The sequence below is a fragment of the Alishewanella sp. SMS8 genome, from assembly GCF_030737935.1.
GTDB lineage: Bacteria > Pseudomonadota > Gammaproteobacteria > Enterobacterales > Alteromonadaceae > Alishewanella > Alishewanella maricola.
In genome coordinates this window covers 43,320-59,317 of sequence record NZ_JAPJEA010000003.1, presented here as the reverse complement: position 1 = coordinate 59,317, position 15,998 = coordinate 43,320, and the positions used below count along the sequence as shown (strand labels likewise).

At 46.0% G+C, this 15,998-nt stretch carries 30 protein-coding genes; 15 read left to right on the top strand and 15 right to left on the bottom strand.

Features of this window, described 5'->3' with window-relative positions; translation table 11 throughout:
* Window positions 1-3 precede the first annotated feature (3 nt).
* The 5 genes from ORJ01_RS16190 to ORJ01_RS10660 form a co-directional block, all read right to left on the bottom strand.
* Window positions 4-252, bottom strand: coding sequence for a hypothetical protein (locus tag ORJ01_RS16190; protein WP_371930751.1), 249 nt, complete (start codon window positions 250-252; stop codon window positions 4-6).
* Entirely contained in the window at window positions 146-586 is a 441-nt protein-coding gene (locus tag ORJ01_RS10675) for a hypothetical protein (protein ID WP_306178025.1), read from the bottom strand. Before ORJ01_RS10675 ends, ORJ01_RS16190 begins: the two co-directional genes overlap by 107 nt.
* 29 nt (window positions 587-615) lie before the next feature.
* Window positions 616-1,095, bottom strand: a complete 480-nt coding sequence (locus ORJ01_RS10670) for a lysozyme (protein WP_306178024.1) — start codon at window positions 1,093-1,095, stop codon at window positions 616-618.
* A gap of 187 nt (window positions 1,096-1,282) precedes the next feature.
* Complete coding sequence (locus tag ORJ01_RS10665) at window positions 1,283-1,621, bottom strand: hypothetical protein (protein ID WP_306178023.1); 339 nt, start codon at window positions 1,619-1,621, stop codon at window positions 1,283-1,285.
* Window positions 1,611-1,856 carry a helix-turn-helix transcriptional regulator gene (locus tag ORJ01_RS10660; RefSeq protein WP_306178022.1) on the bottom strand — a complete coding sequence of 82 codons (246 nt, stop codon included), beginning with the start codon at window positions 1,854-1,856 and terminating at the stop codon, window positions 1,611-1,613. The genes ORJ01_RS10665 and ORJ01_RS10660 overlap by 11 nt, the downstream gene beginning before the upstream one ends.
* A 41-nt stretch (window positions 1,857-1,897) precedes the next feature.
* On the opposite strand from ORJ01_RS10660, the gene ORJ01_RS10655 reads away from it, so the two are divergent.
* Window positions 1,898-2,110, top strand: coding sequence for a hypothetical protein (locus ORJ01_RS10655; RefSeq protein WP_306178021.1), 213 nt, complete (start codon window positions 1,898-1,900; stop codon window positions 2,108-2,110).
* Window positions 2,111-2,143: 33 nt separating this feature from the next.
* On the opposite strand, the gene ORJ01_RS10650 is transcribed toward ORJ01_RS10655, so the two are convergent.
* The 10 genes from ORJ01_RS10650 to ORJ01_RS10605 form a co-directional block, all read right to left on the bottom strand.
* Window positions 2,144-2,593, bottom strand: coding sequence for a hypothetical protein (locus ORJ01_RS10650; protein ID WP_306178020.1), 450 nt, complete (start codon window positions 2,591-2,593; stop codon window positions 2,144-2,146).
* Window positions 2,593-2,808, bottom strand: a complete 216-nt coding sequence (locus ORJ01_RS10645; protein ID WP_306178019.1) for a hypothetical protein — start codon at window positions 2,806-2,808, stop codon at window positions 2,593-2,595. Before ORJ01_RS10645 ends, ORJ01_RS10650 begins: the two co-directional genes overlap by 1 nt.
* A gap of 2 nt (window positions 2,809-2,810) precedes the next feature.
* Window positions 2,811-3,005 carry a hypothetical protein gene (locus ORJ01_RS10640; protein ID WP_306178018.1) on the bottom strand — a complete coding sequence of 65 codons (195 nt, stop codon included), beginning with the start codon at window positions 3,003-3,005 and terminating at the stop codon, window positions 2,811-2,813.
* Between the two features lie 409 nt (window positions 3,006-3,414).
* Window positions 3,415-4,602 carry a site-specific integrase gene (locus ORJ01_RS10635; RefSeq protein ID WP_306178017.1) on the bottom strand — a complete coding sequence of 396 codons (1,188 nt, stop codon included), beginning with the start codon at window positions 4,600-4,602 and terminating at the stop codon, window positions 3,415-3,417.
* Entirely contained in the window at window positions 4,602-4,820 is a 219-nt protein-coding gene (locus ORJ01_RS10630; protein ID WP_306178016.1) for a hypothetical protein, read from the bottom strand. Before ORJ01_RS10630 ends, ORJ01_RS10635 begins: the two co-directional genes overlap by 1 nt.
* Window positions 4,820-5,611, bottom strand: coding sequence for an ATP-binding protein (locus tag ORJ01_RS10625; protein WP_306178015.1), 792 nt, complete (start codon window positions 5,609-5,611; stop codon window positions 4,820-4,822). Before ORJ01_RS10625 ends, ORJ01_RS10630 begins: the two co-directional genes overlap by 1 nt.
* Entirely contained in the window at window positions 5,608-6,480 is an 873-nt protein-coding gene (locus ORJ01_RS10620) for a replication protein (protein WP_306178014.1), read from the bottom strand. The genes ORJ01_RS10625 and ORJ01_RS10620 overlap by 4 nt, the downstream gene beginning before the upstream one ends.
* Window positions 6,481-7,126: 646 nt before the next feature.
* Complete coding sequence (locus ORJ01_RS10615; protein ID WP_306178013.1) at window positions 7,127-7,315, bottom strand: hypothetical protein; 189 nt, start codon at window positions 7,313-7,315, stop codon at window positions 7,127-7,129.
* On the bottom strand, window positions 7,316-7,825 hold the full coding sequence (locus ORJ01_RS10610; protein WP_306178012.1) for a phage regulatory CII family protein: 510 nt from the start codon (window positions 7,823-7,825) through the stop codon (window positions 7,316-7,318).
* 8 nt (window positions 7,826-7,833) lie between these two features.
* Window positions 7,834-8,040, bottom strand: coding sequence for a Cro/CI family transcriptional regulator (locus tag ORJ01_RS10605; protein WP_306178011.1), 207 nt, complete (start codon window positions 8,038-8,040; stop codon window positions 7,834-7,836).
* Between the two features lie 118 nt (window positions 8,041-8,158).
* Between ORJ01_RS10605 and ORJ01_RS10600 the strand changes: the two genes are divergently transcribed.
* From ORJ01_RS10600 to ORJ01_RS10535, 14 genes are all read left to right on the top strand, one after another.
* The gene (locus ORJ01_RS10600) at window positions 8,159-8,881 is read left to right on the top strand and encodes a S24 family peptidase (protein WP_306178010.1); all 723 of its coding nucleotides are present in this window, start codon (window positions 8,159-8,161) and stop codon (window positions 8,879-8,881) included.
* A gap of 9 nt (window positions 8,882-8,890) precedes the next feature.
* Window positions 8,891-10,021: a hypothetical protein gene (locus ORJ01_RS10595; protein ID WP_306178009.1), complete on the top strand. Its 1,131-nt coding sequence runs from the start codon at window positions 8,891-8,893 to the stop codon at window positions 10,019-10,021.
* A 21-nt stretch (window positions 10,022-10,042) separates the two neighbouring features.
* Complete coding sequence (locus ORJ01_RS10590; RefSeq protein ID WP_306178008.1) at window positions 10,043-10,378, top strand: STAS-like domain-containing protein; 336 nt, start codon at window positions 10,043-10,045, stop codon at window positions 10,376-10,378.
* Window positions 10,371-10,832, top strand: a complete 462-nt coding sequence (locus ORJ01_RS10585; protein ID WP_306178007.1) for a hypothetical protein — start codon at window positions 10,371-10,373, stop codon at window positions 10,830-10,832. Before ORJ01_RS10590 ends, ORJ01_RS10585 begins: the two co-directional genes overlap by 8 nt.
* Before the next feature lie 139 nt (window positions 10,833-10,971).
* Window positions 10,972-11,097 carry a hypothetical protein gene (locus ORJ01_RS10580; protein ID WP_306178005.1) on the top strand — a complete coding sequence of 42 codons (126 nt, stop codon included), beginning with the start codon at window positions 10,972-10,974 and terminating at the stop codon, window positions 11,095-11,097.
* Window positions 11,097-11,372 (top strand): hypothetical protein, encoded by a 276-nt coding sequence (locus tag ORJ01_RS10575; protein WP_306178004.1) that lies wholly within the window; start codon window positions 11,097-11,099, stop codon window positions 11,370-11,372. Before ORJ01_RS10580 ends, ORJ01_RS10575 begins: the two co-directional genes overlap by 1 nt.
* Window positions 11,369-11,737 carry a hypothetical protein gene (locus tag ORJ01_RS10570; protein WP_306178003.1) on the top strand — a complete coding sequence of 123 codons (369 nt, stop codon included), beginning with the start codon at window positions 11,369-11,371 and terminating at the stop codon, window positions 11,735-11,737. Before ORJ01_RS10575 ends, ORJ01_RS10570 begins: the two co-directional genes overlap by 4 nt.
* Window positions 11,738-11,739: 2 nt before the next feature.
* Entirely contained in the window at window positions 11,740-12,297 is a 558-nt protein-coding gene (locus tag ORJ01_RS10565; RefSeq protein ID WP_306178002.1) for a hypothetical protein, read from the top strand.
* The gene (locus ORJ01_RS10560) at window positions 12,290-12,625 is read left to right on the top strand and encodes a hypothetical protein (RefSeq protein ID WP_306178001.1); all 336 of its coding nucleotides are present in this window, start codon (window positions 12,290-12,292) and stop codon (window positions 12,623-12,625) included. The genes ORJ01_RS10565 and ORJ01_RS10560 overlap by 8 nt, the downstream gene beginning before the upstream one ends.
* Window positions 12,622-14,133, top strand: a complete 1,512-nt coding sequence (locus tag ORJ01_RS10555) for a phage N-6-adenine-methyltransferase (RefSeq protein WP_306178000.1) — start codon at window positions 12,622-12,624, stop codon at window positions 14,131-14,133. The genes ORJ01_RS10560 and ORJ01_RS10555 overlap by 4 nt, the downstream gene beginning before the upstream one ends.
* Entirely contained in the window at window positions 14,130-14,363 is a 234-nt protein-coding gene (locus tag ORJ01_RS10550; protein WP_306177999.1) for a hypothetical protein, read from the top strand. Before ORJ01_RS10555 ends, ORJ01_RS10550 begins: the two co-directional genes overlap by 4 nt.
* Window positions 14,360-15,154 carry an HNH endonuclease signature motif containing protein gene (locus ORJ01_RS10545; RefSeq protein ID WP_306177998.1) on the top strand — a complete coding sequence of 265 codons (795 nt, stop codon included), beginning with the start codon at window positions 14,360-14,362 and terminating at the stop codon, window positions 15,152-15,154. Before ORJ01_RS10550 ends, ORJ01_RS10545 begins: the two co-directional genes overlap by 4 nt.
* Entirely contained in the window at window positions 15,151-15,750 is a 600-nt protein-coding gene (locus ORJ01_RS10540) for a 3'-5' exonuclease (RefSeq protein WP_306177997.1), read from the top strand. The genes ORJ01_RS10545 and ORJ01_RS10540 overlap by 4 nt, the downstream gene beginning before the upstream one ends.
* Window positions 15,747-15,998, top strand: a complete 252-nt coding sequence (locus ORJ01_RS10535) for a hypothetical protein (protein ID WP_306177996.1) — start codon at window positions 15,747-15,749, stop codon at window positions 15,996-15,998. The genes ORJ01_RS10540 and ORJ01_RS10535 overlap by 4 nt, the downstream gene beginning before the upstream one ends.

Genomic DNA, 15,998 nt, shown 5'->3' with positions numbered 1-15,998 from the left:
ATGTTAGATGTCATCATTCTTGAAAGTGCTCATGCGCTCAGCCCAGTCAATCAGTCTGATGTTGTTAGCATCGCAACTATCAATGATTGCTTCGAGCCGCTTAATGTAGTTGAGCAGGTCCAGGTTAGTGTTGATAGCATAACGCTCACTTACCTGGCATCGCTGCAGGTAGTCGAGAGGCGGCAGCACCGGCTTGGTTACCGTTACTGTGATCACTTTCGCTTCTGGCGTACTTGAGCATGCCGATAACATCAGCAGGCACATCAGTATCAATCCAGTTCCGAACAGTTTCATTTTCGGTTTGCCTCAGCGTTTGAATTGAATCCAATTCAGATGCCAATTGATTTTGGATCCGATCCAGATTCGATTTGTATTTCACATTCAATTCAGAAATGGTTTGCCGCTCTTTTAAAAGTCGATCCGATTCCGATTGCAACTGCTTTAAGTTTGAAAGCAATCTCGAATTCAAATCAGTTTGAGCGGCCAGTTCAGTTGAAAGCGATTTGATTTTAGATTCGGCATTAGTCTTATTTGATTTGTTAGCGAAACCCAAACCCATCGAGACTAAAAGCAAAACTAAAATCAAATAGTTTTTAATGCTTCTGAACATTTAATTTAAACCTGCAGATCACGAATACACATTTGAAATTCATCAGCCCTTCTATTCACTAGGCCGCGCAACTTCTTACCGTTTGCATATACCCACCTGTGCAACTGGTGGCATGCTGATACTCTATTGCCATCATTGAGCAGCTTTAATAACGTGGACGAACGAAACGAACCGGTGCCAACGTTATAGTGAAATGATAGATACGCCACATGCTCGCCCTCAGACAGCGGCACCTTCACTGCAGCCATTAGCTGCTGGTTATGCTCGTGCAGATCATCAGCTAACATATATAAGCATTCGTCTTGGGTGAATGTTTGCCCATGCTGAACATGCGAACCCGTACTGCCATAGCACGCAGTAAGAATACCGGCAGGGTCAATGTATGAACCCAGCACCTCGCCCTCGTGCAATGCAATGTAACCGCCAGCGCCCGCTAAGACAGCAGCAAACCCCAGCGCCGATAAACGTGCCGTGATGGATTTCATTTTGGGTTTCCAGAAAAAGAAAAACCCCGGTGAGGTCCGAGGTTTTTTAAGCGCTGTGTACTGAGAGCTCTTGCAAGCTTAGTTAAAAATAGCCTGTTTCAAACCAATAAAACACGAAGAAATTTGCGTATTTTCAATTTATTTTAATAAATAATGCAATTAATTGGCTTTTTATTGGTTTATCAAGTTAATAAACCGACAATATAGCCGTCTGAGCATGCCACAATGCAATTCGCTCAGTGTTGTTTAATCGCACTGCTTTTATATAGCGGCGGTTAATCACTCGCCGTTGCGCAGGTGGTAACTCGGCCATGCAGCTATCCAGCTTAGCAATCCAATCGGGCACATACATTTGATCAGCGTGATGGCTGAACAAGTGCTTATCCGAGCTGGCCCAAATGCCCGTTCGTAACACTTGGCAGCAGCGTTCTGTTACTGATGCCCTGGCATAACCTTGCAGCCCTTCTTTAGATGCCCAAAACTTGCCCCAGTCGATCATGAGTTTATGCAGTTCTTTAACAGTCAATTTGTATCTCCTGGGCCACCGTAATGGCATCTAGCAATTCAATTTTAAAAACACATTCACACAATGCCATCACCATTCCGAAAGCAGGTTCTGACTTTTGGTTTTCCCAGTTTTGATAAGTACGCAAGTTAATGTCCATCATCGCAACCACTTGTTCTTGCGTTAAGCCGATCCGCTTGCGGTTGGCCTTTAGTATGTGGCCGCCGTGCATCCAATCCGGATCGCGTCTTATCATTTGCACCAACCCTTGCCAGCCTGCCAGCTTTGGTATCGCGGATGAAACCACTTATAAAAGTAAATGCTGCTGCAAATACCAATGGCCCCTGCCCAACCGCTAACCATAAAAGCCGTTGCCGGGTTATCCGTTCCCGCTATTACTCGAGTAAACGTAAACTGCGCCGCACTAATGCCCCAACTAACAGCAAAGCACATGGCTATGCGTTGATCTCTTACAAATTGGCTTTGCAGCCCCAGCAAGAAAATGTTTGAAAACGTTGCTATAAACAGCCAAACCAATTCCATTTAGCCCCCATATAACGCAATTAACGCCGCATCGCGGCAATCTTCATTACTTCGGCCAGTCCAACCCGTTAACTGATTAAAGTAAGCCGCATCTTTTTTACAGCGCGACTTATGCCCACCCGCTAATGGCCGGCACGGTTTCACCTGGTAACCGGCTGCAGTCATAGTTTCAATTAGCAGAGTGGCCACCGCTTTCACTTGGCCAACGTTCTGGCTGATGCGGTTATTCACGGCCTGCTTATTCATCGCCTTAGGTAGCGAACGTGGGAACGTGGGCGCAATCAAGTTTGGATCTTCAATCTTAATGTTCAGTGCAGCTGGGCCACCATTGGCATCAAGCCAAGCCAACACACCAGAGAACGGCACACGCTCTAGCTTTTCAATAGTGCGCCCGTTCACCACAGCAAAGCCGCTGGCGGTTAAATCTGGATCAATGCCAATCGTAACCATTAGCTAATAACCCTGTACTGACATTCAGTGGCGAGCACATGCCGCCCGTCTGCTAATTTAAAGATGGTTAAATGTGGCGCTTCGGCATCATCGCGTACACATACACCCGCAATGGTATGCGCACAGTCGTAACCAAAACACACCGACACTGATTTGCCCAGGTAAGCACCCTGCATTGGGAATTTATCCAAACTGATATTCACATGCACACCCATGATCAAAACTCCAACATTGTGGCTGCTCGAAGTTCCGCACCATTAATACGGTTACCATCAGCATGGTTAATATTTAAGTGATCAGCAGCCCACCAAGGAAGGTATCCAAAACCGCCGCACCATAAAACGTAACGCATATTGTTTGGCGTTAATTCGAGAAGTGCCTTTTCAAAAACAAGCTTGGGTATTGCCGCCATGATCACGCCTCCTTAACCCCTTTAACGATCTGCGCTGCTGATAACAACAAATGCGCCCGGCGGCTATCAGTTAAGCTCTTGGCGTTATTCAAATGGATCAGCGCTTGGGTAAGCTCCCAATCAAACGCACCTTTAAGCGATTCGCTTGATGCTATTAGCTTTTTGTTTTGCTCGTTGTTCATGGTTTAGCTCGCTATAAAAACAATCATCAAAATGGAGGCTATACCCACTAAGCAACAACAAATGCCATGGATTAATGCTGCCTGTTCCTTACGTCTTGTTCGTAAATTTGCCACTTTTTTCTGTGTCGCCATGCTCAGTTTTGCCCTATTTTCACCTTTGGCGTGTTCCATATTGTAAAACGCCAAACTTGCCTATATGCCGCACCACACAAAGCGGCCAGCCTTTTTTATGCCGCTTTCATGGCCTGCTTTTGGCCTGCTTCCAATTGCACAAATAACCACTCGTGATAACGCTCTAATGCTTCACGTTTTACCTTTAACGAATCAGCACCACCGATATAAACCAAATCTAAACCCTTTGGCTTATGGTTCAGCAAACGCTCTGCCACCCAGTAATCAATACCCAACTCTGCCCATGCTGAACGGGCGGCTTTGCGTAAGTCGTGGGCACTGAATTGGCGTCTTGATACTGATCGAATTTGCTTGTCGGCTTCACTGGCACTGATAGGTTCGTTACCACCAAATAAATAAGGGCCGTTGGCTTGCTGCTTAAAATCACGTAATAAGCTGCTGGCCAAGCGGGTTAATGGCAACACATGCACCACACCCGTTTTGGTTATGCTATCCGGGATAACAATTTGTTCGCTATCAAAGCAAATGTGGTTCCAGCGTAATTGGCGGGTTTCACCAATGCGAGTGGCGAATAGCAGCATAAACAGCAGCAAGTGTTTAATGTGATCGGGCAGGTCCATAATCATAAAACCCACACGGCCAATGTCTTGCACCTGCAACTTGCCAAACTTAGGTAAGATGCGCTTTTGCACGTGGTCGCTAAACTTCATGCCTGCCATTGGGTTCACTGTAAGCAGCCCCAGTTCATTCGCACTGGCGAATACCCGTTTAAGCACAGCAAAGTATTGGCGAATGGTTGAGGGTTTAAGGCTGGCGTTTTGCAGCGGTAGCATTAGCCGCTCGTCGATAGTGATTTTTTTTACATCGCACAGTAAGATTTTTTCCATTCGCGGCAATAGGTGCTGTTTTATGGCACTTACCACCCCTTTACGGCGGCTTTGGCTTTTTACTGTTTCCTGCTCTATGCGCTGCAAATACCAGTTAAGTAACTGGCCCACGGTGCTAAATTCCGTGCTTTGTAGCTGCTCCCCTTTGCCAATACGCTGCAATAAATCTGGCACCATGGCTTGCGCATCTTTGGTTTTAAGCGCTGGCCAGTAGCCAATGCGGTAACGTTTCTTAATGCCCTGCTCGTAACGAACCAAGCACCAGGTGCCTTTGGTGCGGCTTTTATGAAAACGTAACTGCAAACTACTGCGCAGATCCGCTAACTCGCCAACGGTTACATCAGCAGCGTGGGTTTTAATAGCAGTATCGTTAATAGCAACGGCCAGCGAACGCATTAAATACCTATATCCCTATTCAAATCATTCAATTCAGCAAAGCTAATACTTCTACGCATTGCACATTCAACGTCTAACAATTCATCTAGCAGTTGATCTGCCACCGTAAACGAGGCTTTGTCGCCATCTGCCGGATCTGAATGCAGTCCTTTTTTAGCCCAAGCCAATTCGTTTAGTGCAGCATTCATTTTTGCTATGTAAAAATCTTTATTCGCCATTACGACACCACCACGCCAGCGCTATCAAACGACTTGCGTTGGCTTGCGCCACGAAACGCCAACACCGTGCCACCATCTTCGCGCAGGCGGTCAACCACCCGTTCGCCAATGGCTTGCTTAACACCGGTAATGTCTAAGTTGCTGATCAGCATCGTTGGCAGCATGTTTTGATAACGGCCGTCGATCACATCAAAAATAAACAGCTTTTCCGTGTCGCTATCGAACTGCAGCCCCACTTCGTCAAGCACCAGCAAATCGATGTTCGAATAAAACTTAATAAGTTTGATCTCGTTGATTTCAGCCCCTTTGCGCCAGGTGTCTTTAAGCTCACGGATCAGGTCAATTAATTTAATTATTTTGCAGCGCTTACCTTTGGCCAGTAGCGTGTTTACCGAAGCACAGGCCAGCATGGTTTTACCCGTGCCAACGCCGCCACACATCACCACATTGCCACGTCCACCCTCTGCAATGTTTTTGGTAAAGTCTTGCACTGCCTTAAGGTTTGCGGCTTGCTCTTTGTCGGCAGGGAAATAATCAGCAAACTTAACCGCACAATTGCGCAGCGACACGCCAGCATCAAGCCTTTGGCGGCGGAGGAACTCAGCCGCTTGGCGCTTTTGCTCGGCCTGATCTGCTGCTTCGTTAGCGGCAGCGGATATGGCCGCACACTTAGGGCAAACTGAATTAGCCATGAAACGATCACCCAGTTGCACATAGCGGGTTTGGTATTCACCATGCATTGAGCAGGCGTTTAACTCTGGTGTTGCTGGTATCGACTTAACAAAACTCATAAAACCCCCGGCTCGTAGTGCTGATGTTCAAAACTGTGTGGCTTGCGTTGGCGTGTGGTGCTTTGCGTTGTTCTAGAGTTTTGCAGCCAAGCGTATTCGAAGCCCTTCCAGCCTCGTGTCATGCTTTCGGACAAACAATCGTCCACGCTCATGCCTGCGCTTACTGCCAAGCTAAGCTGTTTGGCAAGGCGGTTAATAATCGTCTGGTTAACGGGGGCTTTTAGCGATTTACGATAAGCCAACCAATCTTTCAACGTTTGATCATTCGGCTTAGCAGGCCAGCTGCTGTAATCCAAATGTTTAGGCGCCACTGCGCCAGTGTCTTTTGTTAGTTGTCTTTGGTAAGTTGTATTTAAGTTGTCTTTGGTGTGGCCGCAATTGCGGCTTTTAGTGGCCACAATTGCGGCTTCTTGGTGTTGCAATTGCGGCTTCTTGTGGTCGCAATTGCGGCTTATTTCAGTGGGTGCAATTGCGGCCTTTTGGCGAGTGTAAGCGGTTTTTTTAGTGCCAGAATCTTGCCATTCGCTAATGGTTTTATTAATGGCAACCAGCTTCATAATGCCGACTTTTTGCACACTGATGATTTGCCGTGCTTCTAGCTTTTGCAGGCCAGATTTAACCGCGCTTAAACCCAAACTGGTGAGCTCTGCCAAATAGGTGTTGGTTACCCTATCCACCTTTTTGTTATAGCCATACGTACAACGCACAATGGCCAGTAACAGCTGAAACTGACTGCCGCTAATGTCCTGTTGGCAAATCGCTTCCAACAGTTCGTTAGCCAGTTTGCAGTAGCCGTTTTCAATATCTGCTATCACGGGCGGTGCCTCATTGCGTTTGGCGTTAAAATCTATTACATTTGTTGCTGTCATTGGCTTAGGTCCTTAAGTTGATGACTGGCCCACTCTGAACAGTGGGCTTTTTTATTGGTGCCAACCTTCCAGCTGGCGTGGTGCTTGTAGTGCTGTAAACAGCATTTGGGCACTAGGCGGGATCGATAATCACGGGGCCGCCTCATAATTCCGTGATCACCACTGCGGTTTTATCGTCCTGCAGTTGACGCTGAACCCAAGGGCGCAGGCCTTAACCGGGTTCGTAACTTTCCTGCGCTGCTTTCCTGTTTATCCACGGCTAACTTATGAATTAAACCTTCGCCAAGGGTAACTACGCACTGCCAATGGCCTACTCCGTGCTAAGTTTCATTCAGAGTAATGAGCTGGCCGGTGCTGAACTCCGGTCTAACAGTGGCCCCCGAAAACGGTCTTAGGCTTGTTCTATGCATTCAGCTCATTGGTGTTGGTGTTTGGCTATTCGCGCGCCTCTTAACGTGATTGCGAACAGCTTTTACAGAGTACAAACACCAACCCAATAAACTGATTAAAACGCCCGTCCTTGGGTCAGGGTTTAAACTGCGCTAGTCTTTCCTAGCTGTCTGTTAATGCACACCGGCGGAGGTTGGTATCCAGTGTATTAACTGCCGGTGTTATTACCCCCACCGCCGGCTGGGGTGGCCTTGCATCAATTCAACAAATTAAAAAGCTGTAATGCCCAAATGGCGATTAAAGGCACGTAAAAAATCACCGCAACAATTGCAGCGACGATTAACAGAGCTAAGCGGTTGCTTTCTGGGGCGCCATTGCGTGCCCATAAAAGTGTTAACAACAGCACCCACAAATAAACGATAAATGAGATCTCAAAACTGCCCATTTAAGCCCCCTTGCGAATTGTGGTGGTTGGGTGGCGCGGCAAATCTCGCACTTGGCCTTTTACCACTTCTTTCAGGGCTAAGGCTTCGGCAACCGTTGCCATGATCTTGGCTTTGATAAACTCGTATTCCTCTGGGTCAATAATGCCATCCTCTCTGGCATGGCGAATTTCACCCAAGGCATTACCCATTTCTTCACTCAGTTTCATTAACTGATCGCTAAGTTCTTCGTCGCAGCTAACTTGCCCTGGTACTTTAACCAGTACATAGCCACGGCAATTTGCCCAGCTTTCTAAAATGGCATCGTCATTGGCCAGTTCGGTAATGGCCACTGCTTCACCCAGTGTAAGTTTGTGAAACTCTTGGTCGGGGTTTAGCTTGTTGCCCAGCACGTTAACGCTCATGCCCATTTTTCGGGCTAAGTCGCTAGCGTTATGTCGCTTGCCAAGTAAGTAAGCGGCATCTTGTGGGCAGTGTGGAATGCCCGAAGGCTTTAACGTGTTATTGTTCATAGGTTGTTTTATCCTGAAACTGTACTTAAATCGGTGGCTGAGCTTTGCGGAATAAAATCAGCTTTTAACTTTCCGCTGGTGATTTTCTCAATCTGAAAAGCGCGCAGCTCTGGAACCTCATCCGGCCAACCTGATACAGACTGGCTTTTAATCCCAAGCGCCTTGGCTGTTTCAACTACACCGCCAAAGTGTTTGATGACATCAACTTTCTTCATGGAGGCCTCAAGCATGGAGTTAGCAATTAATAACACCTACCAGCGTAGGTTAAACTACGTAGGTTTGTCAATAAAAACTTCAATGACAAAACGCCTTGCCCGCTGTAGGCTTTCCTACATGAACGATTCATTTGCAAGTCGCATCCGTCAGCGACGTAAAGAGCTAAAACTTACTCAGGATAAAGTTGCTGAGCACTGCGGTATTAATCGCGTTTCAGTGAGCAACTGGGAAACCATTGGCAAGAACGGAACATCACCAAAAGGCGCTAACCTTTTAGCGTTAGCTGAATTATTGAAAGTAACGCCAGAATGGTTAATCTCTGGCGACACAGAAACCAAATACGAAAGCACGCAAGATGATGCGGCTAACTACACACTTGGCAGCTTTGATACCTGGGACAGCAAAACCCCATTATCGTCAGATGAAGTTGAAATACCGTTTTACAAGGAAGTGGAATTGTCAGCAGGAAATGGCTCTATGGTGCAGCGCGAGAGCAGCGGCTTTAAACTGCGCTTCGCCAAATCAACATTAAGACGCTTCAACATACAACCCGATATGGCGGCATGTGTTGTGGTATCGGGTAACAGCATGGAACCGGTATTACCAGATCAAGCCACTGTGGGCATTGACACCGCAAACACCAAAATAAAAGACGGCGATATGTACGCTATTGATCACGGCGGCATGCTGCGCGTTAAGGTGCTTTACCGTTTACCAGGTGGCGGCATTCGTTTACGTAGCTTTAACCGCGACGAATACCCCGATGAAGATTGCGGAACCGAACAGGCCAGTGAAGTTAAAGTGCTTGGGCGAGTGTTTTGGTACTCTGTTTTAAGATGAGGTAGTAGATTGTGTAAAAGTAAAGGGATAATACAAAAAATTGCTCTTGATAGAGCTACACGAAGAATTTCAACTGCCAGAAGACGTTACGAGAAGAATGGCGGCCCAATATATCAAGGTTCAAGAAAGAATCCTAAACATTCGAGGAGGCGGCCACCTCAAGAAATACTTGTTGTCGCACCTTCTAAAATTGATTTATCAAAACCCAGAAGTCACAAAAGTATGGTTGAGTTTATTCTCAACATTGAAAGAGCCTGCTTAACTGCGTTCTCCACTAAAGCAACTGTAAAAATATGCTTCAGAGATACCAGAATGATTACTGCTTCAGGCGGAATATACATTTTAGCAACAACCGATGTGCTTGTAAAAAAATTCCCAAACGTAAAATTTAGCGTCACTAAGCCTCCTTCGATACCTCATGTCGAATATCATGCTTCTATATCAGTAGTTCATAATGTGCTTTGTCAAATTGGCTTCTATAAGTTGTTAAATGTAAAATCAGTAAAAAGTCGAAATTTAGCACATGTAGAATGTTGGCACGTTGAAACATCAACAGTTGTAGACAGCGAAGTTTTGGGGAAGGCAATTGAAAAGTTAACCGAACATGGAATAGTAGGAGCTGACTTATTCCGAGCTGGTATAGAAGCAATGGCAAATGCTACAGAGCATGCCTATTCAGATCTAATTCCTAACAATTTTTCAGATAAAAGATGGTGGTTGTTCACGGCGGTATTGAATAATGAGTTAATAGTCTATATTTGTGATTTAGGCCACGGAATTCCAAAGACGCTACCATATACTCAAAATGAAAATATCCTGAAACTTGCTTTCCAAAAATTTGCACAAGCTTTCAGTATTAACAGGCCTAACAGTATGTTAACTGGTGATGTTTTGCAAATAGCATTGTCTACTTTCATTAGAGAAAGTAGGACAGAGTTAGCATATAGAGGAAAGGGTGGCGAAGATATAAAGTCTTTTATTGATAAAAGCCCTAATGCAAAACTTCATATTTATTCAAATACAGGATTTTGGAAATACGTCAAAGCTAAGGACAATAAATCTAAATCCAATCTTGGTTTAGGTTATAATAATAGTTTAAGTATTAACGGCACTATTGTTGGTTGGTCAGTGCCATTATAAAACTTGGCTCAAGAGGAAATCATGAAAGTTTTAAAAGTAGCAGACTTTGCTAAATTCCCCGGGCCGAGATATAGAAGCCTTGGTAAATTTAGTGGTGAAGAATTTCGAGACGACATTCTAGTACCAAGAATTAAAGAACAAGGCGAATCTCTCGTTATTGATCTCGATGGAGTATTTGGTTACGGATCGTCTTTTCTAGAAGAGGCATTTGGTGGATTGGTAAGAAAAGGTTTGAACCATCAAACAATTATAAAAATTGTTGCAAACTTAAAATGCACAGAACAGCCAGAACTTAAGAAAGAAATACAAAGCTATGTCGAATCAGAGATTTCTGCCAGAGTTCAATCTGGTGTTTGATTATTTAGCATCTTTAAACCCAATTCTGTCTGCTAGCGGCGGTGTTATATTTGGTTTTATTGCCGGATTTATAACAAGATGGTATTTTTTTAGAAAAAAAACGAGATTAGATCTCGCAAATTCCTATATTTCGGATTTGGAAAATTCGCTTGCAAAGATGTTTGAGGAAGCAATTACTTATTTAGAAAAAATTCATACCTCCGATATAGATTTACAAAGTTATACGGAAATCAGAAGACAGCTAATGGTATCTAGGATGAGCCACGCTAGGAAAATTGTTGATAATCTGAATCTCCTGAATTCAAAATCGTATCCTATACCCGATACTGCATGGATTGAGCTAAGAAAAACCTCTGACTCACTTTTTGATAAACCTAAGAATGCAGTTTCTTTATCTGCTTTAGCTCATTCAATTTCTGATTTATCCAAGTGCTACACCAAGCCCTCAATATGAATTTTAGCCGTAATACAACCCGCTTCGGCGGGTTTTTTATTGCCTAAAAAATAAATGTAGGTTTTCCTTCCAAACAGTATTGACTTAATAAGTAGGTTTACCTACTCTTTACCTATCAGCAAAACGTAGGTAAACCACCATGAAAACACTTGGCGATTACATCCTTAACCATCAAAGCAAGCCATCAAAGCTGCAACGTACCATTTGGGCTATTAGCGCAGTTGTTATTGCGTTATTTGTGGCCGCAGTGGTTTGGGGGCGCTAATGAAAACTATGTTGATCGTTAGCATGCAACAACATGCCCGTGAAATGGCCGCCAGTGCCAACTTCATCAGCAAAGCGCTGGCCAGCAAACACGCCGTTGCGGCTACCTGCGCCACTGAAATGGCACGCGACTATTTAAGCGATGCCGCCAGCACCCTGCAGTTTGCGTTTAGCCTGGCAGAGCAATCGCCAACTAAGCTGCGCACTCTGCGCCGCATCAATCAAAACCGCCTGTTAAAGCTAGAACGCCAAGCAATGGGAGTAACCCTGCCATGATCACAGCTACCTACACCCAAGCACAGCAGTTAAAAGCCGCATCAGCCATACCTATGGACATTAAAAACCATGCGCAAGGCTGGCAGCTGGTTAGCCGTTATCAGTCGTTAAGCTTTGAAGAGCGCCGGGCAATTTTAACGCTGTCATTTAAAGCCATTGATCAGCATGGCAGTTTACGGGCCTACCACTCAGAGCCAGCCAAGTTCTTTGATCAGTTTTGCACCGATAACAACCGCAAAGGCGCCGCACTGGCCAGCAAGCTAAAGCAGCTAAACCTGCTGAAATGCTACGAGGGCAAATTCAGCTTAACCGTGGCAGCCATCAATATGATCGAATCTATCAACAAACCAGCAGCGGAGCACTAACCATGACTGCAGCATTAAAAATGGCCTCACCAGGCGAACTATGCACCCACACCAAAAAGCTGATGGCGTTTTGCCAAACCGAAGGCAAAAGCATTAAAGCCATGAAGCGTTTTATCGGTGTTACCGACACGTTCATGCAGCAGCTGTTGGCAAGCATGTTAGAGCAAAAGCTAATTTGGCGGCAAAGCAATGGCATGTACAAAACCACGCAGAACAAACTGCACCTTATAGATGTACCATCAAAAAGCATCACTGGTGATTTATTAGAATTGGCCATTGATGGGTTTGATCTTCAACAAGAACCCGAGCCTGCCCACTTTGCCCAGGCTAACGAATTTACCAGCAAAACATTCGACATGGATGCCATGGCCGCAGAGTTTGAACGCGAACAGGCCAATGCCGATCAGCATGTTGTTGATAACATCGACGCCAAACAACGCGCTCTTAACTATTGCAGCATGTTGTTATCGCCAAACAGCACAGAGCTGCGCCGCTGCTTAGACGAACTGCAAATGGATCTGGCGGTAATTCGTTTAAATCAGGGTATGCGCCATGTTTAAAGAATACCGTTCAAACAACCAAGGCTGCCGCATGGCTGCCCCTATCGCTCGTGATGCAAAGCCGCCAAAGCCCAGCATGACCAATCGGGCGACAGCACCGCGAAATGGCGAAGATTACGTTTATGGCTATGCGGTTATTAAAAAATCGCGCAAGTTCAAAGAATCAGAGCAGCCGTTTAATAACCCCATGGGCTGGATCTTACCTGGCGGCCATTGGACCAGCAACAACGGTGTAGTAATGGATATCGCCCGCCGCATGGATCAATACATCATTGCCGGTGGCGGCTTGCCCAAGGGCTGGTTAGATAAAAAGGAAATTGCAGCATGAACCGCGACGCCTACCGCACCCCCAAAGAGGTGTTTGCTGTAATGAACGCTGAATTTAACTTTAAATCAGACGTTTGCGCATCAGTCGAAAACGCGCTTTGCCATTACTACATCACCGAAGAACTGAACTGCTTAAAGCAGAACTGGTTCACTATGTGTATCGATGTTGGCGATTACGTGTGGATGAACCCACCCTACAGCAACATTGGCCCATTCGTTAAACGCTCGGCTGAAATGGCCGCGCAAGGTGTTGGCACGGTAATGCTGGTAATGATGGATCAAAGCGTGGGTTGGTATAAAGACGCCATTCAAACCTGCCAAGAAGTGCGCTTGATGATTGGCGGCCGTTTAGCCTTTGTTGATCCATCAACTAACAAGCCAGCCGCAGGCAATAACAAAGGCAGCATGTTTATTATCTGGCACCCGTTTGGCCGTACTAAAGTGCAGTACAGCCATATCGATCGTGATGAAATGCTGGCCGCTGGTCGTGAACTTATTAACCAATCCGAGCAGCAGCACGAAATGGTTGAACCTGAACCAACCGCGACAACTTGCGACGCACCAGCAGAACCCATTATTGCTGAACGCAAAGCGATTGAGCTGATAACAGTTGAGTTCACCAGCGAGCAACTGGCTGAACAAATCGCCAGCGGCAAACTGGCTTTTGATGGTGATCACTTAGCGTTAATGCTGCAACTCGACGGCATGTTTGGCAAGCACGACAGCTACACCACCAGCCAGATCCGCACCGCCATTTTGGCGCTGGATGAACCCGGCATGGTAACCAAAGGCGGTGAAGAGGTTACTGCAGTGGCCCAAGTCGACGACACCAATGTCGTCGAGTTAACCGAAGAACAAAACGACTTGTTTGTGCATTTTGATGAAGCTATGGCAGCAGAAGCCGAACCGGTACCAGAGCAAGAAGCCGAACCGTTACCAGAACAAAAAGCCGAACCCGCACCCGTCATTATCACCAGTAAAACTGGCCAAGTTAAATCTGATGATGCCAGCGTGTTCTTTGAGCAGCTGCAAATACCTCAGAACATAAGGGTAATTGGTGAAGAGTGCGAAGAAACACACATGTGGCGCAGCGGCCATTCAATTTGGGGCAAAGGCAATTTCCACCCTGGCAAAATTGATGGCATTGGCATTAAAACGTCTGGCGATTTTAAAAAGGGTTACTTTTATGAGCCCGTGCTCATTGTTTGGCACCAAGGTAAACCGCACGGCGAGCACTCAAACTGGCCAGCCGCGCTAGCAGCATTAAACGCTTTAATGCAACCCGATACCGAAGCCGAACCAGAGGGTGAAGCCAACCCGTTTTTTGCTGGGTTTTACAGCGGCAAGGCCACCTATGTGCAAACAGCAAAAGATAAAATCGAGCGCGTTAAAACGCTGAGCTATGAGCAATGCCAAGTGGCGTTAAAGCTCAAAAACTTAGGCAGCAGCGTTACAGATGCAGTAACCCGCCGCATTAAACAGTTAGAACGCGAGGGCATGGCAGCATGAAAAACAAATTATCGGATCTTAACAATCACCTGTTCGCGCAGCTTGAGCGGTTAGGCAATGAAACGTTAAAAGGTGAAGAACTGGCCAAAGAAATTGATCGCAGCCATGCCATTACCTCAGTTGCAAAAGAAGTGATCAGCAATGCGCGCTTGGTACTGGACGCGCAGCGCCAATACGACAGCGGCAACATGCACAAACCGCATGAACTGTTAGAGGTGCAAAAAACATGAGCCGATTTATTTACACCACAGCCATGCTTGATTTTTTGCGAGTTAACTACCCCAAAATGGGCAAACCAGATCTTACTAAGGCTTTTAACGCGCAATTTGGTACCTGCAAAACCGTATCAAATATAAAAACCGTGCTTAGTAATCACAAAATACGTTGTGGCAGAAAAACAGGCTCATTGTTACGTGGCCGCCTGCGCGTAGTAACAAAAGAGCAAGCGGCATTTATCGCAGCAGGCTATAAAAAGTGGACCATTGAGCGCCTTACTGCTGAATTTAACAAGCAATTTAATGCCAATAAAAGCACTAAGCAGATCAGGTGCTTTACTCGCAACCACGAACTTAAATCTGGCCGCAATGGGCAGTTTGAAAAAGGCCATATAACACATAACAAAGGTGTAAAAGGTTGGAAGCCAGGCGGCAATGCACAAAAAAGCCAGTTTAAAAAAGGCCAGCTACCAGCCTGCCACAAGCCAATTGGTTCCGAGCGCATTTGCAGCAAAGGCGGATTTGTCATGGTTAAGGTTGCTGAGCCAAGAACATGGCGCATGCAGCACGTTTTAGAGTGGGAAAAACACAACCCGCCAGTACAAAAAAATGAGTGCGTCACCTTTAAAGATAACAACCCGCTGAACTGGCATATCGACAACTTAATGTTAGTTACCCGTGCGCAGTTAGCAGTAATGAATAAATTTGGCCTGGGCAAAGCCCCTGCTGAACTAAAAGAAGCCGCACGAACACTGGCAGATATCACCATGAAGCGATGCCAAATTTTACGGGAGCAAGCAGCATGAACAACGTAATGATCGACATTGAAACACTAAGCACCAGAAAAACCGCCGCAGTAATCAGCCTGGGCGCAGTATTTTTTGACATTGAAACCGGCGCAATTGGCAGTTCGTTTTACTACACAATTACCCGTAGCAGCTGCTTAGCATACGGCCTAGACATTGATGCCAGCACACTAAAATGGTGGAGCGAGCAAAGCGAAGAAGCCCGTGCCGTGCTCACCTGCCCCGATGCCGATGATCTTAAGCAAGTGCTTTATGACTTCGCCGGCTTCTTAGTCGAAAACACACCAGAAGATCAGCAAGTAGAAATTTGGGGCAATGGCCCAAGTTTTGATTGCGCCATACTCGACAACGCATACAAAGCCTGTGGCATTAAAACCCCTTGGCGCTACAGCAACGAACGCTGCGTTCGTACCATTGTTGATCTTGGCATAAAGCTTTTAAACATCAACCCAAAACAAACCATTGAACGTGTCGGCACCCATCACCACGCGCTGGCTGATGCCGAACACCAAGCAAAATACGTAAGCGGTGTTTACCAAGCTCTGCAGGCGTCAATGGGCGCGCTGCAGCAGTTAGCAAAGGAGCGCGTGGCATGAACTATGAAGCATGGCGGATATCATTTCAAACCAGCGAACAGGCTGCAAAGGCGGCGTTTGAAGAAGTGCAGCAGCTAAAGGCGCAGGTTGAGCAGTTGAGCAGTGCAGCAAAGCCGCTTGTTGATCACTACTTTAATTTGGCTGAAATAAATGAGCCTGATTTCACTTGCGATCAAAATGCAGATCTGCACAGCCTTTACTCTGCTTTAAATGATGTTTTAAGACAAGCTGCTAAGGGTGGTGAGTGA